Genomic DNA, 22,284 nt, shown 5'->3' on the forward strand with positions numbered 1-22,284 from the left:
AACTAAGCAGAAGGGGCTGTCTTTTCCGACGGCCCTTTCTTATTTCATATAAATCCTCCTGAATCTGTCTCATATACTACTCCACGTATCACTTGTTTTTTAAAATCCTGTATAATTTCATGTAAGAAAAAGTTAGGCCAAGAGGGGGCTTTCCGATGAAAATCCTTGTAATCGAAGATAATGAAAGTGTCTCTTCCATGATTGAACTATTTTTCGAGAAGGAAGGGATTGAAGGAGAGTTTGTAAAGGATGGGTTGGATGGATATAAGTGGGCAAGCTCGGAAGATTGGGATTGTCTGATTATCGATTGGATGCTCCCAGGGATGGATGGGGTATCCATTTGCAGGCAGTTGAGAAAAGATCAGATTGCAGTACCGATTATTATGCTAACCGCAAAGGATAGTGAATCCGATCAGGTGCTTGGACTTGAGATGGGAGCGGATGATTATGTAACGAAACCGTTCAGTCCGCTAGCACTTATGGCACGTATAAAGGCCGTCACGCGGCGTTATGCTGTTTCGAAAGAGCAAGGACTGGATGAAACAACGTTAAAAACTGACCATTTCACTATAAATACGGCAACACGTGAAGTGTTATTAGACGGTAAACCCGTGCCAAACTTGACGCCGAAAGAATTCGATCTGCTCCATTTTTTCATCCAGCATCCGAAACAAGTGTTTACGCGTGAGCAGTTGCTCGATCGTGTGTGGGGATATGATTTTTATGGTGATGATCGAACAGTGGATGTGCATATCAAACGGTTGAGATCGAAAGTGTCTAAGCCGAAACAATCCTTTTTCCATACAGTTTGGGGCGTTGGATACCGTTTTGACGAGACAATTGGTGATTCCGAATGAAAATCAAATACTTCTATCAGCAATTGGCAAGTCACTTCAGCGTCATCATCATCGCGTTTTTAATTTTAAGTTTGCTGTTCTCGCATTTTGTCGAACAGTTCGTCTACGACAATAAAACAGAGGAGCTCGCCACCTACGGAAAATCGATCTTAAGCGATATCGAACAAGTCCAAGGTAGTTCAAGAGAGATTTTGAAATCATACGGACATGTATTGGAAAGTCGGGACATCCAATACAGTTTGTTCAATGAAAGGTCTGCAATTATTTTTTCAACAGGATTGAAAACGCCCTTGATCGAATTGAATGTAGATGAGTGGCGGGCATTGCAAAGCGGCAAAGCCATAACGGTGAAACAGGAATACAAACGATTTGAACAAGCCGTTACCTACGTCCTCCTTCCTTATTTCCATCGAAATCAGTTCATCGGGGGCATCTTACTGACATCCCCTATCAAAGGATCACGGGAAATCATCTCGCAAATGAATAGCTATTTGATTTATACGACGTTCATTGCATTGGTAATCGCATTATTGCTGAGTGGAATTCTCTCCACCTTCCACGGTAGGCGTATTAAACGGCTTCGCTCCGCCACTGCCACTGTTGCGTTAGGTGATTACTCGGTTCGGATTCCAACAGAGGGCATCGATGAAATCGGTGAACTTGCTGGAGATTTCAACGGTATGGTCGAAAAGCTTGCGACATCCGCCGAGGAAATCGAGAATCTCGAAAACCGACGACGGCAATTCATGGCGGATGTGTCTCACGAGCTTCGTACGCCACTTACCACAATCCGCGGCATCATCGAAGGATTGCGTAATGATATGATCTCGGAATCGGAAAAAGAGCGTGGGCTTCAGCTCGCGAGTAATGAAACAATGCGACTAATCCGTCTTGTGAATGAAAACCTGGATTACGAAAAGATTCGTTCCAATCAAGTGACTTTGGTGAAACAAGAGATCCAACTGAAGGAATTGCTTGAAATTATAAAGGACCAATTAGGCGATGCAGCTGCTGAACGTGGTGATGAAATCGTTGTGGACGTTACGGATGATCTTTTCATCTTCGCCGATTACGACCGGCTAACTCAAGTGTTGATCAATATCACAAAAAACAGCATTCAGTTTACGGAAAATGGATTGATTAGCCTGAAGGGCTTTATGCACGATAATCGCACGGTTATTGAAATCGGGGATACAGGAATCGGGATGGATCCCGAAGAAGTCGAGAAGATTTGGAGCCGTTTTTACAAAGCGATCGATTCGCGCACGACTAATCCATATGGCGAATTCGGATTGGGGTTGTCGATCGTGAAACAGTTAGTCACTTTGCATTGCGGTACGATTACTGTGGAGAGCGTGAAGGGCGAAGGGACGAAATTTAGGATTGAGTTGCCGAGGTAGTAGTCCTTCGGGCGTGGAGGATGCATTCTTGAGCGCGAAGGAATGGACCCCTACGAGAATTAATGGACCTTGAGCGCGAAGGAATGGACCCTTACGAGAATTAATGGACCTTGAGCGCGAAGGAATGGACCCTTACGAGAATTAATGGACTTTGAGCGCGAAGGAATGAACCTTGGACGTATAGGAAGGTCAGTCCGTTTCGAATAGAAGATTACTGTGGTACGATTTGATTGAGTAGTCTGAAAGAAGAGGTGTTCCTATGAATTTCATCGCATGGATAATCATAGCTTGTGAGATTGGATTTTGGGTCGTCATTGCTGCTGGATTGATCACCCGGTATATATTCAACCAAAAACGGCTCGGCCTATTTTTCCTTGCCCTCACCCCAGTCCTTGATCTCTTTTTATTAATCGTTACAGCAAATGACTTGCATAACGGTGCCACCGCCACACAGATTCATGCACTTGCCGCCGTTTACCTCGGGGTATCCATCGCGTTCGGTAAAAGTATGATCCGTTGGGCGGATGAAAAATTTGTTTACTATTTTAAAAAACAAGGACCGAAACCAGTACGAAGATCAGGAATGGATTATGCCAAACATTCCTTGAAAGGCTCCTTGCAACATGTTCTCGCTTTCATCATTGGCGGTGCGTTCTTATATCTTATGATTTACTGGATTGACGAACCGGATAGAACCCAGTCCCTTTCGGAAATGCTTAAACTATGGTTACTTATTCTCGGAATTGATTTCGTCCTTTCCACTTCGTATTTCATTTGGCCGAAACCGGCAAAAACAAAATAATTGTACACAAAAAGCCGAATGGATCGGCTTTTTGTATTCCTAAAAAACGCATAAATCCCTTGAAAGATGCATAAAAAGTATTTATGCGTCTTTAAGTATGATTTATGCGTAAAATTTTCGTTTTATACGTGTCTAACGCGTTTTATGCGTGTCTGGTGCAATTTATGCGTACCAACAATCTGCTTACTCAGTAAATGTTCTTGTATACCATTCCGCAGCCGATTGACAGACCGTTTATATTTCACATATGGAAGGGCGGGTCTTCCATTCTATGGTAACATACAATTAAACAACAGCTGTATGAAAACGAGGGGATTAGCCAGTTGAAAAAAAGATGGGTACTATTCTTAGTAGGGGTAATTTTATTTCTTAGCTCTCTTCCATTAACTGTGCAAATGGCAATGGAAAAGACACATACTGCTAAAATGCATAATCGTTACGACCTCCATATTATTAGTCACAGATATCCACCACCGAAATCAACGTTCCTCTATAAGGATCACACTGTAAAGGTTGAAGAAACGCCAATTGATAAGGAAAGTTATACGGATCCTTGGAAATATACTATCGCTTTTGCCGATTTATCGGTCGTTGTCAATGAAGAACAAATCGATAAATTGGAGCAGTACCCTATACGGATTGAAGAAGAAGGATTGGCAAGATACTACGGCAATATTTCTTTTATCATCCTGAAAGATAAACGGAGAGATGAAGAAAAACTGTATATGATTTTAAAGAAAACTAACGACCCCATTGAAGTGGGGATTAATATTGACCCAATGATGTTAACATACGATTTATATAGTATTAACGAGGCAGGCCATTTGGAAGGAGAATCGTTCAGCTTCACCAACCGTAATGCCTTGCAAACCCTAATATTGAATAATAGCGGCGCCTCTCCATTTGCAATTGGTTATTATACGGATGCTTGGAATTGGATGCCATCTATTTTATTCCCATTCATTTTCCCGTTTTTCTCATTCTTTGTCGGAGTCTTTTTAATGATTCGATTCCTCCCTTTCAAAAGACGAAAACAAACGTAAAAAGCCGGCCCACACACGAGATCGACTTTTATAGTACCTAAAAAACGCATAAACTACGCGAAAAACGCATAAATCCCTTGAAAGATGCATAAAAAGTATTTATGCGTCTTTAAGTACGATTTATGCGTAAAATTTTCGTTTTATGCGTGTCTGTTGCAATTTATGCGCACCAACGATCTGCTCACTCAGTAAATGTTCTCTGATACCATTCCGCAGCCGCTTCAACTTCCGTCCTCGTCAGCGAATGGCCATTCATCTCCCAATGAACTTCTGTCTTAGCACCTGCATCCGCAAGCAACTCTTCCAAATCAATCGTCTCCTGCGCAGGGCAAATCGGATCATTCTTCCCTGCGGTGATGAACACTGGAACCCCATTCAAGTCAGGCAATTCAATCCCTCGTCTCGGCACCATCGGATGATGTAATATAGCACCTCTCAACGAATCCGCATAATGGAACAGGAGACTTGCCGCGATATTTGCACCGTTCGAATAACCGATTGCAACAATATTCGACCTGTCAAATCCATGCTCTTCAGCTGCTTCATCTAAAAATGCATTTAATTCGTTCGTTCGGAAGACAAGATCCTCCTCATCAAATACCCCTTCCGATAGACGGCGGAAAAAGCGGGGCATTCCATTTTCCAATACATTGCCCCGTACACTTAAAACGGAAGCTTCAGGATCAATCATTCCCGCAAGCGGCACCAAATCCTGCTCCGTACCACCAGTACCATGTAATAAAAGTAGGATCGGCTTCGACGGATTAGCCCCTTGCTTGAAAATATGCTTCATTATAATATTTCCCCCTTGATTTCATTTATCATAAAACGGAATGCGTAAATTTATCTCGAATTCGAGGTAATTATAACAAGGCATTGTTCCACTGTCAAAACTTCCGTATTTACGGCAATTGCTTGCATTACATTCTCAACAAGGGATTACTCAAAGTTCGTACAGCGCCAATAATGGTATGCGATTGTGTCCGACATGAAGGCAAGCCCCCTGCTTTCGACTTGCAGGATGGGGCGCCATCTATCTCCACGCCCTTTTATCAAATAAATTTCATGATGGGGCGCAGGATCAAAATAGCCCGAAATATCAAAAGTGCCTTCCCTCTTAAAAACGGCAGTCACCTCGTAGTCAATTGGCGGAGCAGTAGTCAAAGGATTTCCGATGGAGTGCGTGAGAAGAAATCCGCTTTCCCCTTTCCTATGATCGATTCGTTTCAACGTGATCCCATCGGCGGATGCTTTTGCCTTCTCCCTGAAACGTTTCAAAAAATCGTATGCAATCGAAGTGCCTACTTCTTTCGTAAACCTCATCGGTTCCCCCTTTTCATCGTACGCAAGTTCAATATCCACACGAGTCCGGAAACCTTCTCCGTTCGGATCAAAATCACGTCCATCCCCTTTAAAGTAGTGGTTGGACGATAGTATATTAGGATTTCTTACCCATTCATCAGCTAAGAATGTCGTATAGCGGAACTTCCATTGATCAATTGATTTCGGTTCCTGTTCTCGCTCATTCATCGGTCGAAGAATATTGCTTGGCTTGCCGATCAGTTTGACCGTTGTGAAAGTCTCGATAGCAGTTTCGGATCTTGATGCAGTCAGTGTACCAAAAACATTTGAAAGTGCAGATCTCACTGATGCATAACGCTCACCCGATTTATTGATTGGGCGCCTTGAACGAATCAGATACACATATGTTTGATCGACATTGATATCCCGATCAATGAATCGATTCGTATTCACCATCGCAAGGAATTCTCCATTCCGGTAAATGCCATATTCATCGACGTCGTTAATCTCCTCCCACGACAATGCAATTTGCGTCTTTGCAACAATTGCCGTCACAACGAGGGACTGCAAAGGGTTTTCGATATTTTTCTCCTTCGAAAATGCCGAAGTTTGCATAGCAATCACATCGACCACTTGATTGTTTTCGACACGTTCAATCAAATATTGATAAACCTTGCCATGCTTGAGATCCCCATCCTGGAACTCGGCAGCCGTCCCTTCATAGAGATGCTCACCGTCTTTGTATACATTATAAAATCCACCGACGTCATTCCATGCGAATGAAATCAAGTCGGGCTGGTGTCGCACTGATTTTATTTCAAAAAGCATTCGAATCGCCTCCTTCCTTCATGTTGGGGTATTTTTTAGTTGTCTAAACATCGCGGATTTTTTAAAGCACAATGCCCTTCTCTGGCAGGTTTGAAACTATTCCAGATCTTTGTATTAAAAAAGCCGACTCAGATTAATTCATCCGAAGCGGCTTTTTCCTATCTTAACTCCCTCAACTTCCTACTCAGCTCATTAAATGTCCGATCCAAATCAGCATAAGCCGGACTTCCCGGCTTCACGATGCTCAACTTCCCTAACACCGCCTGCAATTCAGTTTCAATCCGCATCTTTTCCTCAGCCGCGGATGCTTTATCAGAAAGAGCCTTCCGCTCCTCCCATTCACGCAACGTCAAGGGCAATTTCCGGAGGCCCCCCTCTTCAAACAAAAGCAATCCATCCGCCATCCTTTCCGCGAAGTAGCGGTCATGCGAAGCGAACAACAAAGTTCCTGGAAAAGTCGACAATGTCTTCTCTAACTGTTCCCTCGACGGCAAATCCAAATGGTTCGTCGGTTCGTCAAGCAGCAGCACATCCGTCCCCTCCCGGATAAACTCCATTAACTTCACTTTCACGCGCTCCCCTTGGCTCAGTTTCCCAAGCGGCAATCCCCAATGTTTCTCGTTAAAACCGAGATTCGTTAATTGGATACGAATCAAACCCTGTTCCTCAAACGTTTCGGCATGGAAATAATTAGCCAACGTCACATCCTCCGGCAAATCCAATACCGCTTGACTCATATATCCAATCGACATACTTTTTGTCAGCCAAAGGTCCCCTTCGAATTCCTCATGCCCCATGATCATTCGAAACAGCGTAGATTTTCCGCTGCCATTCGCACCGACTAACGCAATCCGTTCACCCGCCTGGATAGTGAAAGACACGTCTCTGAATAATTTTCGCCCGTCAAATGCTTTACCTACTTCCTTCAGTTCAAGCACACGATGCCCTTTTTTCTTTTTTCCCTTCACATCGAACTCGACGGCAAGCTCAACTTCCGGCCTCTCAATCCTTTCCTTCTCGAGCTCGGCCTCAAGCCGCGTCCGCTTCGAACGGATCTGAACGTCCTTCTTCTTCGCCTTCATCCGCCAATATTCTTTCGCACCTCCCTTTTTCGTGGATTCCCTATGCGCTTTCTCCGACCACTCTCCAAGCTGCGCAATCTGCCCTTCCACCATAGCAATTTTCCGTTGTTGTTGAATGAAATGCTTCTCCTGTATTGCCCGTTGCATTTCCTTCTGATCACGATACGCTGAATAATTCCCTTCATACACTGTCAGTTTTCCATGCTCAATTTCAAACACGACATTCGCAGTCTTGTCTATAAAATGCCTGTCATGCGATACGATCATATAGGTCGCATCCCCTTCATTGATGACCCTCACCAATTCATCCAGGCTTTGCGAATCCAAATGATTTGTCGGCTCATCCAATAAAACAAGATCGCTTTTTTCGGCAAGTGCCGTGGAAAGCCGCATCTTCATTCGTTCACCGCCACTGGCAGAAGAATAATTTGCCTGCTTTGGCACATTCCATTTCGAGCGATATAAAGCTGCTTCCGACAGCCCCCAATCCACATCTCCCTCATCCGCTTGTTCTTGCCTAAAGTAAGTAATGTTCGGCCTTTTCCCTATCCAATCAACCCCACCTGCTGTCGGCATCAATTCCCCCGCAAACAACGACAGCAGTGTCGACTTCCCTGCTCCATTCGCTCCAACGACCGCAATGCATGCACCTTCAGGCAGTTCCGCAGATACTTTATCCAAAATGACTGTCTCACCGATCGAATATAACAAACTTCGAATTTTACCTAATAACATAATAGTTCCTCCCCATTCTGGAGGGAATAAAAAAACCCTCCGCGTAATAACGGAAGGATCAGTGGTACTATCCAATTTCAACATACCTCAAAAAGCCCCTTACGTTAGGGGGATACAAAACCGTACATTTAAGGAGTTGACATAAAAATGGACAGACTAATCCTGTTTTCCGTTTGAATCAAACATTCAATTTCGCGGAAATCCAAGATTAATTGATCATCGTCCACCCTCAGCCCTTTCCTCTCAGTTACAAATATTATACTATTTCGACCTCGTCTTTGCCAAAAAAAGTGCAGATATTTTCCTACCAGTCATTAATGAAACAGGAACGATAACGATAAGAACAATAATTACAAAGATGACATCCATAGCTGTTGTCGAAGGAAAGAATTGATTAAAAATCCATTGAAATGCTTTGAAATAAATCCAAAATGCCACCATCGAAAAAATAATCGATAACCCATACATCCTTTTAACCGTGCTCAATCCCCATTCCCCCTAAATTAAAACATCATGCTTCCAAACCCGTTCCACAAGTGTTTCAGCACCCCTTACCTGAACACGATAAACATCCGGATTCGTCAGTGCCTGCCATTCCTGAAATCCGATCCGCCCGTCAAAGCTTTTCAACAGCAGCGCCATTAGATTCCCATGCGTCACCAATACGACCTTCGAATCAGCAGGCAACTCATCGACCACTTTCCGAGCACGTTCCATCGCCTCTTGCGTAGACTCCCCACCCTCAAATTTCAAATTGACATCCAAGAATGTTTCCTCTAATTTCACCAACCAATCGTCAAGATTACGTGAGCACAACTTCCGCTCCGCGAGCCGACTATCTTCTTCATAATAAAATCCTTTCGACTCCGCTATCGGCTCGGCGGTCATCCTCGCTCGAACGAACGGACTTGTTATAATTCGGTCCACATCGATTCCCTCGAAAAATGCCGCCAACTTTTCAGCCTGCATAATTCCTTCAGCAGTCAAATCCGCATGGGGCTCCTGTCCCTCAGCGGAACAATGCCGAACAATATAATCGTCTTTTCCATTCTCCCCACCTCCAATCCTATTTTTCCCCCACTCAATTAAAAGAAACATTTTGATAGTTATAACAATAATAGCATGAAAACTTTACTTGGTGGAATCCTAATTAAACCGTAGGAGGTGGAGATTATGAATGAATCGAAAAAGTTTACAGAAGCAGGAACGGATATAGAAGAAGTGAAGCACCAGAACGCCAACTCCGGACTGAGCTATAATGAGATTATGGCAATCATCGCCCATACAGGCGGTAAAGGGACGGCCCAGTATAGCGACACGGATCCTGAAGAGGTGAAGAAGCAGATTCATCGGGATGTCGATTAAAATTAAAAAGGCAGGTTCCCAGCCACATGGGAACCTGCTTTTCATTTCAAATAACGGCCAAGAAAATTATTGACCTTCACTTTATACGTTTCTCCAGAAAGTGCATACGCTTCGCCGTGATTCGCATTTGGCACGAGGAAGATTTCAGCATCGCTTGAAGTCTCTTCGTACAATTCCTCTGCCATCTCAGTCGGGACGAATGTATCGCTCATTCCGTGGATGTAGAAAATCGGGACGGACGCCTTCTTTACTTCTTTCAATGCGCTTGCCTCTCTGAATGAATAACCAGCACGGACTTTCGTTAATGCGCTTGTGCCGTCCAATAATGGGAATGCAGGCAAGTGGAACATCCGATTCATTTGATAGGTGAAAAGCTGATAAACAGACTGATATGGACTATCAGCGATAATCGCTTTCACCTGATGCGGAAGTTCATTTTCGCCGCTCGCCATTAGTACAGTCGCGGCGCCCATCGATAGACCATGGTATGCAACTTCCGTCTTCGGTCCTAACTTTTGCACTAACATATTCGTCCAATCTATCAAGTCAAGACGATCATGCCAGCCGAATCCATAATAATTTCCTTCGCTTTTTCCATGCCCTCTCGCATCCGGCATGAAAATATTATAGTCTAACTCATTATGATAAAACTGACCGAAGAGCCCCATTTGCTTAGCGTGGCCTAAGTAACCATGCGTCAAAACGACAAGCTTATTCGTTGGTTTGGCTGCGGGTAAATAGTAGCCTGTTAGCTGTAATCCATCACGTGAAGTCAGATGGAGAGGCTCAAACTTCTGCCCTTTCACCCACTGTAACCAATCGCCGTTCAGATAAAGATCCATAGACTTTTCCGACACTTCCAAATCAGCATTATTCTGCAAGAACTCTTTAGGCCCTCGCTTGATTGCCAATTCGTAGAAAAAGAAACTGCCAGAAATTTGTATCACCAGGAAGACGGTTGCAAAAATAACCAATAATTTCTTCCAATTTATTTTAATCATGCTCATTTCCTTTACTTTTTTATCTATTTGTGTTGATAGCTCTTATTATATAGGAAAATAAAATAAGTTTATAGATGGAAAATGAAAGTTTATTAAAAAAATAAGGATTTAATTGACGGTGGGGACGGGGAATTGCGTTATCACCGACTTTCGGGGGTTTATCACCGACTTAAGCGACTTTATCACCGACTCGGCAGAATTTCCCCATTTCCGACAGATTTACGGCCAATTTCGTATAGTCTGCGGATAGCTACAAACACTGATTCCACAAGCTATAATTATGATTGCTACCAACACTTTATTAATACAACGACGTTGGTCCGAAGGAAATAAAAAACCACAACCGATTGCAGGGGGATGCAATCAATCGTGGTATTTTTATTATTGGTCTTTTTCTTGTTTTTTATTCCCTGTTTCTTTTGCAGCTTTGTCTGCACTCTTAAATTCTTTTGCATACAACACTTCTTGCGTTGAGGTGAGGCCATAGTTTCTTTCGGTCAGCCTTTCATGGGGCTCTTTCTTTTGATTCATAGATAAATGCTCCTTTCGTCTATCTACAAATCAGTTTTCCCACTTGGCTGTAATTTATCCGGTTGTCAGTTACTGCGCTGTATACCCGCCATCCATTACAACCGCTTGACCCGTTACACCTTTCGCTTTATCACTCGCAAGAAATACGGCATAGTCCGCAATTTCCTGGACGGATAGCAACCGTTTTTGGGGAACGAGTGGATAAATAACCTCTTCGAAAACTTTCTCTAACGGTACGTTTCGCGTTTTCGCAAGATCAGCAAGCTGCTTTTGGACGAGCGGCGTATCGACGTAACCCGGACATAATGCATTGACCGTAATCCCAAATGGAGCCGCCTCAAGCGCAGAAACTTTCGTCAATCCGATGACGCCATGCTTCGCACTGTTGTATGCGGCTTTCCCGGAAAATCCGACCAATCCGTTGATGGATGCCATATTGATGATCCGCCCGAATTGCTGTTCTTTCATGAGAGGAAGAGCCTTTTTCGTTGCAATGAAAGGCGCAGTAAGCATCACTTTGACAAGGAGCTCGAATTCTTCCGTCGGGAAATCCTCGAGTGGAGAGACATACTGCAAACCTGCATTATTCACCAATATATCAATGCGGCCAAACGTTTTAACTGTCTCATCAAAACTTTTCTCAATATCCTCTTCCCTCGTCACGTCACAGGCGACCGCCAATGCTTCAAAACCCTGCGATACTAGTTGCCCAACTGCTGTATCCGCCGCCTCTTTATTCAAATCGCTAATGACGACTTTAGCCCCTTCTTTTGCAAACTCCTGCGCAATCCCCAACCCAATTCCGCTTGCTGCCCCTGTTATGAGTGCTACTTTCCCTTTCATCATTCAAACGCCCCCTTTTTATCTTATTTTACAGGAATTTCAATCACTTCACCAACTGGTTTCATATGATGCATTCCCTTAATCCCCATATATTCAGGCAACCTATCTCCAGAAAACAGTAATGTCCGAACCTTTACAATCCGTCCATCTTCAAGCTCCTCATAATCTTGCCTGACAGTTGTCTTTAGGGGGAAAGAATAACCTTTACCGCCCACGGTTACGCCGTCTAACATGACATCTTCAGCGGTAGCAATTCTGACTTCGACCCCATCTTCCGTAACCGATACATCCCTCACCCAGATCTCTTTCTTCTTGACAAGGTAAGGATTCCCATCTATCGGAAAAAGCGGAATTTCCTCATTAACGGTCGTATAGCCGACAATTTCATTAATCACCAACTCCAGGGAGTCCAGCTTCTTTGGTAAAGAATCGAAGTTGAATTCAATGTCTGTATCGTATAATAAGGAACCGATTCCTTCGTGGCTCTACGGGAAGTCTTCGCAGTTCTATGGGAACTCCACGGTATTCTACGGGAACTCTTCGCGGGTCTATGGGAACTCCATGACATTCTACGGGAACTCTTCGCGGGTCTATGGGAACTCCATGACATTCTACGGGAACTCTTCGCGGTTCTATGGGAACTCCATGACATTCTACGGGAACTCTTCGCGGTTCTATGGGAAGTCACCACATTCTACGGGAAGTCCACCCGCCCTTCTCATTCCCCCAATAGAAAAAACCACGATTTCTCGTGGTTTTTCCATTTAGATTTCAATAATGAACGGCAAAATCATCGGCCGTTTTTTCGTGCGAGCAAAAAGGAGTTTTTCGACGGATTTTCGGATAGTATGCTTCAGATCATTCTTTCTTCCTCTGCTCAGTTGCTCCGTTTCCGTATTTTCGACAATCGTAACGACCAACTCATTTAATTCCCTAAACAGCTCTTCCGCTTCGCGCTCATAAATGAATCCACGCGAAACCGTGTCGGGCTTCATGATTAATTTGCCATCGGATTTACTCATCGTAATGACGATAAGAAGCATCCCTTCCTCCGCAAGAAGCTTTCGGTCACGCAATATGATTTTACCTACTTCACCAACGCCGAGCCCATCAACGAAAACGTGGCCGGCTTGGACACTCCTTGTTTGTCGCGCTACAGACTGCTGGATATCGACGACATCACCATTGTTTATGATGAAAATGTTTTCTCCTTCAACACCGACAGATTCCGCCAAGATTCGATGCTGTTGCAACATCCGATACTCACCATGGATGGGGATGAAGTATTTCGGTTTCATCAATGTAAGCATCAGTTTTAATTCTTCCTGAAAACCGTGCCCGGAAACGTGCATACCCGATGCGCTACCTGACCCATAGATCACTTTCGCTCCAAGTAAATATAAATTATCCACTATGCGGGATACACTTTTTTCATTCCCAGGAATCGGGCTCGATGCAAGGATAACCGTATCCCCCGGCAAAATGGAAACTTGGCGATAGGTTCCCGTCGATAATCGGGAAAGTGCCGCCATCGGTTCGCCTTGGCTCCCCGTGCAAATGACCACGACCTGCTCAGGATCCATGCCATTGATCTGATTCGCCTCAATTAGCATGCCTTCAGGGAGGGTCAAATAGCCTAACTCCTCAGCAACGGAGAAGACATTCACCATACTTCTCCCAAGCAGCCCGATTTTCCGGTTCGTCTTTATGGCAGCGTCAATGATTTGCTGGAGCCGGTGGACGTTTGAAGCGAATGTCGAGATGAAAATCTTTTGATCCGCCCTCCTGAACGCTTCCTCAATATGCTCCCCGACAATCCGTTCCGACAATGAAAAGCCTGTGCGTTCGGCATTCGTACTTTCGGACAAAAGTAGCAAAACACCATTCTTCCCGATTTCGGCCATCTTATGAAGATCCGCATAATCTCCACCAACAGGCGTCAGGTCAAACTTAAAATCACCCGTATGCACAACTGTACCTTCCGGGGTTTCAAAGACAATCCCCAAACAATCGGGGATACTATGACTTGTTTTGAAGAAGGAAACTGTGATTTCACCGAATTCATATGTGGATTCGTTGTCCACTAAAACCCGTTCCGTATCCCTCAGCAGCCCATGTTCCCTTAATTTCAGCTCAATCAAGCCAAGTGTTAGCCTTGTTGCGTATACCGGCATATTTAATTGTTTCAATAAATATGGAATCCCGCCGATATGATCCTCATGGCCATGCGTTACAAGCAATGCACGAATTCTATCCTTATTTTCCTGTAAATACGATATATCCTGAATGATCAAATCCACGCCTAACAAACTTTCGTCAGGGAACTTCGAACCGCAATCAATGACTAAAAGATCTTCTCCATACTCAAGCACGTACATATTTTTCCCGATTTCATTGATACCACCTAAAGCGAAAACCGATAAATTTTTAGTCGTACTCAACGTCAAGTCCTCCATTCTTCTACAATTGCAGAAAAGCCCCTTCAAAGAAGAGGCTTTTAGAACTCCGAAAGTAGGACTCGAACCTACGACCAATCGGTTAACAGCCGATTGCTCTACCACTGAGCTATTTCGGAATAAATGATTACGACCTTATAGTAACCAATGAAAAAAAATATATTCATCCTATCAAATTTTCGTAATCGTCAATTTATTAATTGATTTGAGCGAAATTAGGAACAACTGTCATGGTTGTCCAGTTAATAATCGAGTATAGTAAGAACAGGTGATGATATGAAAACAATTTTATATATGAACAATGAAAAATTTATTGCAGGAACGACTTTGAGAGATGTATCGGCTCCGGAGTTAAACAATATGGCGTTTCACGCTTGCATTGAACCCGAATCAGTTTTGGAGAATCGGAGGCATTTGGCGGTTTCACTGGGCTGCGAACCGCAAAACCTTGTCTGCGCAAGTCAAACGCATAGTGCGAATTTCCACAAGGTGACCGTTTCCGACAAAGGACGAGGCGCTGAAGTTGGAGCCACTGCCATTCCAAATACGGATGCGCTTTATACGCTCGAGCCAACTATTGTACTTTGCAGTTTCACCGCGGATTGTGTTCCCGTGATTTTTTGGAATGAAGTGAATGGCCTTGTCGGCGTAATTCACTCGGGTTGGCAAGGCACCGTCAAGGAGATTACATTAAAGCTATTTGAGCATTTGAAAACTGTAGAAGAATGCAAGCCTAATGATTTCCACGTACAAATCGGCATGGCGTTGAGCCAGGAGAAATTCGAAGTGGATGAGGATGTCTACTTGAAGTTCAAAGCGCTTGGCTACGCGGATGAATTCATGTATTTCAAAAGCGAGACAAGGAAATACCATATCGACAATCAGAAAACTGTTAAGAAACAGTTGTTGCTTGCTGGCGTTCCGGAAGATCGGATTGCGTTAGACCGGACATGCACCTTTTTAAGCGACGATGGATTTTCGTACCGCCAAGATAAGAAGGCGGGAAGGCATTTGAGTTTTATTATGCGGAAAAATTAATTAAAAAACCCGGTTCATTCGACAGAACCGGGTTTTCCCTTATTACAACGGAAGCAATGCCACTGTATCCTTCTGTTTCAATCCCTCTATCATATCAAGCCATTGCTGCGGCTTATTCGAAAGTACGGAATAATAATCGGACAAGAACTCGACAATCCAATATGACGGGATTTCAGTAAGTTGCTCGTCCATCGGCATGAAGCAGAAGTCTAACCCTTCCACCGCTTCCCCGTCATTTTTCCACGATGGATGAACGTATGAGAAATCAAGGCGCTTGTACCCGAGATGAGAAAGCACTTCCCTTCTCACATACGGATTCATCGCCATCACGCCGCCGAAAGCAAAGTCTTCACGCTCATAAGGATTGTAAATTTCCGCGAACATGCCGAAAAGAGTCTTGCCATTTTCCTGTGCCAAACGATGCAAATCCTCTTCACGCTTCTTTGCCAAGAATCGGCCGATACCAAGTCCAGACTGCCCGATGATCGTGAAATCAGTCATCGCGATGTTCCAGTCCGGATAATAGCGGTATTCCGTCGACCCTACGACTTCCCCTTCATGCACCGCAACAAAGACGCGAATGCTTGGATCTTCAAGCGGCTCCTTCCACAATTCAAACTCCAACACTTCTTCAGGAGGGAAAATCTCCCCTAACAATGTGTGCATCTTCGCAAAAAGCGGATCCTCAATATTATTCACGCGAATATATTCCATCTCGTTATCCCCCTATCAATCAGTACGGAACGGATTCTTCCATTCCATTAAAAGCGCATAGTTATGCGACTCTTCGTCTTCCAAATAGTTTTCGATCAGCGTGACGGGCATCCGTCCACAACGAAGCAAAAATGTAACGACCGGGTCCTTCAAAGTACCTTGGACAACTTTCTCTACGTACTGTTCGGCGGACATTTCACCCGCAACTTTCCCGTAACCGGGTATCCGGCCTCCACCTAACACCCGCTTCACATCAAGCTTTACCGCAAGTTGGTAATTCGCCTGCATCATCAACTTGCCTAATCCAGCCTTCCGAAACGCCGGGCTGTTGCAAATATCGACAATGTATAGCGTATTTCCATCAGGCTTATGAGTTCGGATATAGCCATTATCCGTTACGTCTTCCCATTTATGCTCCGGTTCTTTGGAATCGAAATCCACACGCAAACCCGTCATTGACCCGATAATGCGACCTTTGTATTCCACGCAAATAGCGCCTTCCGGAAAAAGGCGTACATGATTTTCAAGCTGTTCTTCATTCCACCATAGCTCCTCCGGAAATGGCGGCGGAAAACATTCGGCCTGCAATGAAATCATAGCTTCAAAATCATCGCGAGTGTAGTTCCGGACAACAACAGGAATGAATGCCCCCTCGTAAGGGACCATCACCTCACTGCGATATACCACTGCTCTCGCTCCCGACTGGTTTTTCGCCCCAATCCGTATACAAATCCGTTCTGCGATCACGCCACGTTGTCACTGAGCCTTTCTCGCGAACTTCATACAACAAATTCAAATCCAGATCAGCCGTAACAAGCATGTCATTATTCAACTCACCTTCCGCAGCCAATCCTTTCGGTGGGAACGGAATGTCATTCGGTGTAATGATTGCCGCTTGCCCAAAATTGGCGCGCATGAAATCGACCGTTTGGAGCGAACCGACAGTGCCAGTCAGCACGACATATACTTGGTTTTCGATGGCGCGGGCATGGCTTGTATACCTGACGCGATGAAACCCATGACGGTCATCCGTGCAGGACGGACAGAAAATGACATCCGCACCTGCAGCCTTCACCATCCGGACGATTTCAGGGAATTCAATATCATAGCACGTCAAAATGGCAATCCTGCCTTTTTCAGTATCGAACACTTTCAACTCATCGCCGGCAGCCATATTCCAGCCTTCTATTTCAAAAGGGGTGATATGCAACTTCGCCTGTTCCTCCACTGTGCCGTCGGGGAAGAATAAATGCGCGACATTATAAAGGCGCCCCTCACGCTCCAATACATGAGTGCCGCCGATAATATGCATCTTCGTTTCTTTTGCGAGTCTTGTAAAAAGCTCAATATATTGGCTTGTAAAACCTGGCAGTGCTTCAATTGGTAAAGCCTTGCCGTTTTCATCACCAATGGAAAGCAGCTGTGTCGTGAAGAATTCCGGGAATAAAACAAACTCAGCATCATACTCTTGAGCATTGCGAATATAGTGCTCACATTGCATCGCAAACTCGTCAAATGACGAAATCGAATGTAGATGATATTGCACAGCGGAAACACGAAGTTTCATTGGATCAACCCCCTATTTACACATAGTTAGCAACATCATAATACATGTATGGCGTAAAGTCATTCATTATTTTAATAGTCTGGAATTATTAGAGGATTACTAATCAAGTAAAAAGCAGTGACTAACATAAAAAAAGATGCCTTCCAAATGGAAAGCATCCTATTTATTCAAGGTTTTTGCTGTCTTTTTACTTCACTTCGTGCCTCTTCCTTAATCGACTCCATTTGCGCCTCCGCCTTTTTAGCAGCGTCGTTCGCTAAAGCGGATGAATCTTTCGCTTGGTTATTTTGTTTGTCGTCTCTATCGCCTGCATAACTTTTCATGTTGATCACTCCTTTTGTTGATACATATAGTATTCCCAAAATAGAGGTCATCCAAAACTTATGTCAGTTACCCATTCAGTTTTAGATGTATAAATGTTGTCAAATCCCGACTATCATAGTAAGTTTCAACTAATGGATTCCGGAAAAGGAGCGATTCAATGGATGAAAGAGTAAAAGCAATTGCAGATAAAGCGCAGAATGAGTTTGGCCTTGAACGGTATCGTCTTGAAAGGTATACGTTTCATGAAAATCGGAAAAGTCCCGGTTTTATTTTGAATATGGAATGGTTTCCTATCGACTTTGACGGACCAGTTGAAGAGGATATGAATCCGGATGGAACGGCGAGCATTGATTACGATATCCAAAGTGAACGCTTCACAAGTGCGATTTTCACAATGGGTAGATCCTATTCAACCGCCCACCCTTTCAAGGTGAAAACGATTGAAGAAGCTGCCGCTTGGTTGGAGAAAATAACTAATTTGGCATACAAACAGGATTTTTTTGCGGAACAAGCAAGTGAAAACGGGTTCCGGTTCATAGCAAGAAAGGACAATGTTAGACTTTCACCTAATCTCCAATTGAACGTTGAGTTTGATGACGATGGAAGATTACTTCTTTTTTCCACATATGGCGAAGCACCAAATTGGGGGCTTATAGAAAAACAGGAATTTAATTTAACACTTGAAGAAATTGAGCCGATTGTCAAAAAACATCTCACCCTCGTCAAATTCCCTTCTGAATCGGAGGAAAGGTTTGTCCATGTTTATGCAATTGATGAAGTTTACGTGACAGCGGACGGAAAACGAACCATTCCATTTTTGTTGGATGATCTAACGACAGTAGAAATGGATCATTTGATGGAATGGGATGAACCGTTGGAAGGCAAGATTGAGAGACAATCCTTTAATGTCACAAAAGAAGTGAGTGCTGATGAAGCTTTCAATTCGCATACTGTGGAAGATATCGTTTTAACCGATGAAATGATTGATGCGTGTGTCAAACTTGTCCATGGTGCATTACGGATGGAGTATCCCGCCGACAGTGGAAAGTGGACTTTGAGGGAACTTCGCCCAACACAGACACATATCGAAGCTTTCTGTTATGCAGACAATCCCGACAATTTTATTTTCCGTCCGAAAATGGTGCTGATTATCGACAAGGATGCGGCGACCGTCATTAATTTGATTGACAATAAAGGGATGTTCGACATATTCAATTCATTCACCCCGGCACCGGAACCAAAAGTCGACCACGAAACGGCTTTTGAAAAGATGGTTCCTTACATTACATTGGATCCCGTCTATGTCTACGACAAAGAGCTTAAGAAATACGTACTCTGTGGATTAATCGATTCCGACTTGGCGGTAGACGCTGTAACCGGAGAAATTATAGCACTTCAGGATCTTTAAATAATAAAACAAAAACAGCCAATTACGCGGCTGTTTTTTTCATCTCATCAACGCATAATAAAGAACATAAAGCCAACTAAGAATCCCATGGAATATAGCCCATAGTATCGATTTATGGACACTCCAGGAAATTACAACTGCCAAGCAAGTTCCAAGTCCAATACCGCGCTCCACCATTTTTTTCTCCACATTTCATCCCCCCTATTTCAGTATAAGCAGAACCGATCCGTGTCATGAACCGAAATTCTTAACTTAATTTATTCAGACTTGAAGCTTACATCTAATGCGAAAGGGTAAACTGAACTAAAAAAAGGATGAGCCATTGATGAATTATGAATGTGCGATTATTGGAGGTGGGCCAGCCGGACTGAATGCGGCGCTTGTACTTGGAAGGTCAAGGCGAAAAGTGCTGCTTTTTGATAATAATCAACCGAGGAACCGGGCGTCACGAATGGCCCATGGATTCATCACGCGCGATGGCATCCCCCCAGCCGAACTCAGACGCTTAGCCCATTCTGAACTTACCAATTATCCTTCCGTGGATATTAAATGCGAAAAGGTCCTTTCTATCAGACGGCTCGATAAAACACTTTTTGAACTAAAAACCGATAAAGATGTCTTTCATTGCACCAAAATCATCTTGGCAACAGGATTAAAGGACGAACAGCCTAACATCCCTACTATCGAAAAGTTCTACGGGACGAGCATTTTCAGCTGCCCCTATTGCGATGGATGGGAGTTGCGCGATCGACCACTTGCCGTCATTGCGGATAAAAATGTGTTTAAGCTTGCGAAGGAAGTGTACATATGGAGCCGGGATTTGGCTGTTTTCACAAATGGTGAAGGCCGGCTTGAGTTAGAAGAACGTGATCAATTGCTCGCCAAGGGAATTCATGTATATGAAGATATTATTTCCGGACTCGAAGGCGAAAACGGACAGCTTCGAAGCGTTCGCCTCGAAGATGGCACACTTATCGATCGAGTCGGCGGATTCGTCACTCCTTTATGGAGCCACCCAAATAATTTTGCGGAAGAACTTGGCTGTGAGTTGAATGAATATGGCGGTATTAAGACAGATGAATATGGAAGGACAAATGTGTGGAATGTCTATGCCGCCGGGGACGCAGCGAACATTGTACCTTCCCAACTTATTATTGCGGCAGGTTCAGGCAGTGCGGCTGCGATTGGGGTAAATGGCGACTTGACGAATGAGTATTTTAGTAATTGATCAACACCACAGAAAAAGCGCTGCCCACTTCTCCGGACAAGCGCTTTTTCCACCTATTTCACTTTCACTTTCACTTTCACATCGCCAGTAATATAATTCGGGTAGTTCGTTAGTTCGAAGCGAAGCGGATTCGTATAATCCGTTGTTTCAAACGTCATATCCCAATGTCTGATTTCTTCTTCCATATACATACCAGTTGATGAAATATATATTTCCTTACCATCTGCATCTATGCCTGTCGAAAGGATGTCGTAAGAGTGATATTGATCCCCTCCTGCATCCGGCATAATAATATGCAATCCCGCTTTCGAAGCGCTTAAAATCTGCAACTTGCCATCTTTCGGACCATCTAGTATTTCGCCTTTTTCCGTGTCTACAAGTAATGTTGCTTCGTCTTTATCCAATGCTTGCAGTTTGTTGATTCGCAAGTAGAGCTTTTCAGGCTGCTCGAAGTAATTGCTTTGTAGAAAATAGGTTTCACTACCCATTGCCGTCACACCGTTCATGATGGATCCCCACACTTCGCCTTTTTCATCCTCTAATCGCATATCCTCGAATTGAAGGATTTTCTTCGTATTTGCTTCATCAAAAGCAACTTCCACTGCGACGCGGAGTGGGTAAATGGTGATTTCCTTAATCGTAAATTTTTGTGATTCAATCTCCACCTCTTCATTCAAAATAACAGTTTTACCAGGCTTCACATTCTCCTTTAACTCAAATGGCAATGAAAATGAAATCGGTTTCTCTTGGAATGTAACATCCATATCCAAAACAAAGGATTGATCCTTAAATTGCACTGGGCTTTCAAAATGGTACATAACTCGATTGGCTACTTCCTTAGGGTTATCATCAACATCTATGCCTCCATAAGAAATACCGCTTGGAGGAATCCCCTCTTCATGCTGTAAATCAACTTTCTGTATGGAAAGTGACTTTAACTTATCTTTTGATTTGAGTGTGTAATAGATGTTAATGCCCGTTTCATCCAAAATAGCGCCGTCTATCGTCAACGTCAGCCCATTTTTTGTTTGGGATGCATCGACTTTTTGGTAATAGTCATTTTTAAAAATGGCTTCAAGTCCTTTATCAAACTGAATCAAATCCACGAACTTTTCCATGCCCGGTATTGACGCCACCGCATTTGCAAATGCCGGTGACACGCGGATTGACGTGACGAATGTGGCAAATAGGATTGCCGCCGCATTTGACCGTACCTTCAGGTATACTCGAAAGTTCCGAAATTTCCTTTATTTTCACGTCTTGGAAGTATTTGAGATAAATCAATTGCTGTTCTTCTGGTTTCAATGTGGCAAGTGCTTCAGCCAATTCAAATTAGTACTCATCTTTCTTGCCAATTGTTTCGTCCACTTCTCCAGTCATGACATAGCGTTTGCCACGCTTTAACTGATCTTGGCAATAGTTCATCATTATGCGGATGAGCCAAGTCTTTACATATGCCGGTTCTCTGACAGTATGAATCTTTTTATATGCCCGATAGGTCACTTCCTGAAGTGCTTCCAATGCATCTTGATCATTTTTCAAGAAGGCGATTGCTGTGCGTAAAAGCGCTTCCTTATGAAATTGCATTAGCGAAAGGAATGCGTCGTCATCACCGCCAATCGCTTTTTCACTTAATTCTCTCTCGTTCATTTCCCCACCTCACTCGCCCTTCCTATACATTAGACAGCGGAAACCCGAAAAGGTTCATTATTCATCCAAAATCTTCATTCATAAATCCCTCCGCAACGGGAACAGTATAT

At 43.7% G+C, this 22,284-nt stretch carries 26 protein-coding genes and 1 tRNA gene; 8 read left to right on the forward strand and 19 right to left on the reverse strand.

The window, feature by feature from the left end:
- Positions 1 to 155: 155 nt before the first annotated feature.
- From P5G49_RS03700 to P5G49_RS03715, 4 genes are all read left to right on the forward strand, one after another.
- On the forward strand, positions 156 to 857 hold the full coding sequence (locus P5G49_RS03700) for a response regulator transcription factor (protein ID WP_301242105.1): 702 nt from the start codon (positions 156 to 158) through the stop codon (positions 855 to 857).
- Positions 854 to 2,257 carry a sensor histidine kinase gene (locus P5G49_RS03705; protein WP_301242106.1) on the forward strand — a complete coding sequence of 468 codons (1,404 nt, stop codon included), beginning with the start codon at positions 854 to 856 and terminating at the stop codon, positions 2,255 to 2,257. The genes P5G49_RS03700 and P5G49_RS03705 overlap by 4 nt, the downstream gene beginning before the upstream one ends.
- Positions 2,258 to 2,516: 259 nt before the next feature.
- On the forward strand, positions 2,517 to 3,059 hold the full coding sequence (locus tag P5G49_RS03710; RefSeq protein ID WP_301242107.1) for a hypothetical protein: 543 nt from the start codon (positions 2,517 to 2,519) through the stop codon (positions 3,057 to 3,059).
- Between the two features lie 323 nt (positions 3,060 to 3,382).
- Entirely contained in the window at positions 3,383 to 4,102 is a 720-nt protein-coding gene (locus P5G49_RS03715) for a hypothetical protein (RefSeq protein ID WP_301242108.1), read from the forward strand.
- 181 nt (positions 4,103 to 4,283) lie between these two features.
- Here P5G49_RS03715 and P5G49_RS03720 read toward each other — a convergent pair whose 3' ends face one another.
- The 5 genes from P5G49_RS03720 to P5G49_RS03740 form a co-directional block, all read right to left on the reverse strand.
- Positions 4,284 to 4,895 carry an alpha/beta hydrolase gene (locus tag P5G49_RS03720; protein ID WP_301242109.1) on the reverse strand — a complete coding sequence of 204 codons (612 nt, stop codon included), beginning with the start codon at positions 4,893 to 4,895 and terminating at the stop codon, positions 4,284 to 4,286.
- A gap of 146 nt (positions 4,896 to 5,041) precedes the next feature.
- Entirely contained in the window at positions 5,042 to 6,232 is a 1,191-nt protein-coding gene (locus tag P5G49_RS03725; protein WP_301242110.1) for a DUF3238 domain-containing protein, read from the reverse strand.
- Positions 6,233 to 6,390: 158 nt separating this feature from the next.
- Entirely contained in the window at positions 6,391 to 8,049 is a 1,659-nt protein-coding gene (gene abc-f, locus P5G49_RS03730; protein WP_301242111.1) for a ribosomal protection-like ABC-F family protein, read from the reverse strand.
- A gap of 261 nt (positions 8,050 to 8,310) precedes the next feature.
- A complete protein-coding gene (locus tag P5G49_RS03735) occupies positions 8,311 to 8,535 on the reverse strand; it encodes a hypothetical protein (protein WP_301242112.1) in 225 nt (74 codons plus the stop codon).
- Between the two features lie 12 nt (positions 8,536 to 8,547).
- Entirely contained in the window at positions 8,548 to 9,147 is a 600-nt protein-coding gene (locus P5G49_RS03740) for a histidine phosphatase family protein (protein ID WP_435877174.1), read from the reverse strand.
- A 75-nt stretch (positions 9,148 to 9,222) separates the two neighbouring features.
- Here P5G49_RS03740 and P5G49_RS03745 point away from each other — a divergent pair, with 75 nt between their 5' ends.
- The gene (locus P5G49_RS03745; RefSeq protein ID WP_301242113.1) at positions 9,223 to 9,414 is read left to right on the forward strand and encodes a gamma-type small acid-soluble spore protein; all 192 of its coding nucleotides are present in this window, start codon (positions 9,223 to 9,225) and stop codon (positions 9,412 to 9,414) included.
- A 41-nt stretch (positions 9,415 to 9,455) separates the two neighbouring features.
- Here the strand turns inward: P5G49_RS03745 and P5G49_RS03750 are convergent, their stop codons facing one another.
- The 6 genes from P5G49_RS03750 to P5G49_RS03775 form a co-directional block, all read right to left on the reverse strand.
- Positions 9,456 to 10,415 (reverse strand): alpha/beta hydrolase, encoded by a 960-nt coding sequence (locus P5G49_RS03750; RefSeq protein WP_363322156.1) that lies wholly within the window; start codon positions 10,413 to 10,415, stop codon positions 9,456 to 9,458.
- A 381-nt stretch (positions 10,416 to 10,796) separates the two neighbouring features.
- On the reverse strand, positions 10,797 to 10,946 hold the full coding sequence (locus P5G49_RS03755; protein ID WP_301242115.1) for a YfhE family protein: 150 nt from the start codon (positions 10,944 to 10,946) through the stop codon (positions 10,797 to 10,799).
- Between the two features lie 69 nt (positions 10,947 to 11,015).
- The gene (locus P5G49_RS03760; protein ID WP_301242116.1) at positions 11,016 to 11,792 is read right to left on the reverse strand and encodes a 3-hydroxybutyrate dehydrogenase; all 777 of its coding nucleotides are present in this window, start codon (positions 11,790 to 11,792) and stop codon (positions 11,016 to 11,018) included.
- A gap of 20 nt (positions 11,793 to 11,812) precedes the next feature.
- Positions 11,813 to 12,184 carry a hypothetical protein gene (locus P5G49_RS03765; RefSeq protein WP_301242117.1) on the reverse strand — a complete coding sequence of 124 codons (372 nt, stop codon included), beginning with the start codon at positions 12,182 to 12,184 and terminating at the stop codon, positions 11,813 to 11,815.
- A 369-nt stretch (positions 12,185 to 12,553) separates the two neighbouring features.
- Positions 12,554 to 14,230 carry a ribonuclease J gene (locus P5G49_RS03770; RefSeq protein ID WP_435877175.1) on the reverse strand — a complete coding sequence of 559 codons (1,677 nt, stop codon included), beginning with the start codon at positions 14,228 to 14,230 and terminating at the stop codon, positions 12,554 to 12,556.
- 62 nt (positions 14,231 to 14,292) lie between these two features.
- Positions 14,293 to 14,364 (reverse strand) — tRNA-Asn (locus tag P5G49_RS03775).
- A gap of 157 nt (positions 14,365 to 14,521) precedes the next feature.
- Here P5G49_RS03775 and pgeF point away from each other — a divergent pair.
- The gene (pgeF, locus tag P5G49_RS03780) at positions 14,522 to 15,283 is read left to right on the forward strand and encodes a peptidoglycan editing factor PgeF (protein ID WP_301242119.1); all 762 of its coding nucleotides are present in this window, start codon (positions 14,522 to 14,524) and stop codon (positions 15,281 to 15,283) included.
- Positions 15,284 to 15,325: 42 nt separating this feature from the next.
- Here pgeF and P5G49_RS03785 read toward each other — a convergent pair whose 3' ends face one another.
- From P5G49_RS03785 to P5G49_RS03800, 4 genes are all read right to left on the reverse strand, one after another.
- Positions 15,326 to 15,997: a GNAT family N-acetyltransferase gene (locus P5G49_RS03785; protein WP_301242120.1), complete on the reverse strand. Its 672-nt coding sequence runs from the start codon at positions 15,995 to 15,997 to the stop codon at positions 15,326 to 15,328.
- A gap of 15 nt (positions 15,998 to 16,012) precedes the next feature.
- Positions 16,013 to 16,663 (reverse strand): GNAT family N-acetyltransferase, encoded by a 651-nt coding sequence (locus P5G49_RS03790; RefSeq protein WP_301242283.1) that lies wholly within the window; start codon positions 16,661 to 16,663, stop codon positions 16,013 to 16,015.
- A 4-nt stretch (positions 16,664 to 16,667) separates the two neighbouring features.
- Positions 16,668 to 17,564, reverse strand: coding sequence for a carbon-nitrogen hydrolase family protein (locus tag P5G49_RS03795; RefSeq protein ID WP_301242121.1), 897 nt, complete (start codon positions 17,562 to 17,564; stop codon positions 16,668 to 16,670).
- A 167-nt stretch (positions 17,565 to 17,731) separates the two neighbouring features.
- Positions 17,732 to 17,887, reverse strand: a complete 156-nt coding sequence (locus tag P5G49_RS03800) for a hypothetical protein (protein ID WP_301242122.1) — start codon at positions 17,885 to 17,887, stop codon at positions 17,732 to 17,734.
- 158 nt (positions 17,888 to 18,045) lie between these two features.
- On the opposite strand from P5G49_RS03800, the gene P5G49_RS03805 reads away from it, so the two are divergent.
- The gene (locus P5G49_RS03805; protein ID WP_301242123.1) at positions 18,046 to 19,296 is read left to right on the forward strand and encodes a hypothetical protein; all 1,251 of its coding nucleotides are present in this window, start codon (positions 18,046 to 18,048) and stop codon (positions 19,294 to 19,296) included.
- Positions 19,297 to 19,335: 39 nt separating this feature from the next.
- Here the strand turns inward: P5G49_RS03805 and P5G49_RS03810 are convergent, their stop codons facing one another.
- Positions 19,336 to 19,485, reverse strand: a complete 150-nt coding sequence (locus tag P5G49_RS03810) for a hypothetical protein (protein WP_301242291.1) — start codon at positions 19,483 to 19,485, stop codon at positions 19,336 to 19,338.
- A gap of 136 nt (positions 19,486 to 19,621) precedes the next feature.
- On the opposite strand from P5G49_RS03810, the gene P5G49_RS03815 reads away from it, so the two are divergent.
- A complete protein-coding gene (locus P5G49_RS03815) occupies positions 19,622 to 20,524 on the forward strand; it encodes an NAD(P)/FAD-dependent oxidoreductase (RefSeq protein ID WP_301242124.1) in 903 nt (300 codons plus the stop codon).
- 53 nt (positions 20,525 to 20,577) lie between these two features.
- Here the strand turns inward: P5G49_RS03815 and P5G49_RS03820 are convergent, their stop codons facing one another.
- The 3 genes from P5G49_RS03820 to P5G49_RS03830 are packed head-to-tail and all read right to left on the reverse strand — an operon-like array spanning position 20,578 to position 22,174.
- A complete protein-coding gene (locus tag P5G49_RS03820) occupies positions 20,578 to 21,684 on the reverse strand; it encodes a DUF4179 domain-containing protein (protein WP_301242125.1) in 1,107 nt (368 codons plus the stop codon).
- A complete protein-coding gene (locus P5G49_RS03825) occupies positions 21,611 to 21,850 on the reverse strand; it encodes a sigma factor-like helix-turn-helix DNA-binding protein (RefSeq protein ID WP_301242126.1) in 240 nt (79 codons plus the stop codon). The genes P5G49_RS03820 and P5G49_RS03825 overlap by 74 nt, the downstream gene beginning before the upstream one ends.
- A 6-nt stretch (positions 21,851 to 21,856) precedes the next feature.
- On the reverse strand, positions 21,857 to 22,174 hold the full coding sequence (locus tag P5G49_RS03830) for a sigma factor (RefSeq protein WP_301242127.1): 318 nt from the start codon (positions 22,172 to 22,174) through the stop codon (positions 21,857 to 21,859).
- Between the last annotated feature and the right edge of the window lie 110 nt (positions 22,175 to 22,284).

The sequence above is a fragment of the Sporosarcina highlanderae genome, from assembly GCF_030433715.1.
In the GTDB taxonomy this organism is placed as follows: domain Bacteria; phylum Bacillota; class Bacilli; order Bacillales_A; family Planococcaceae; genus Sporosarcina; species Sporosarcina highlanderae.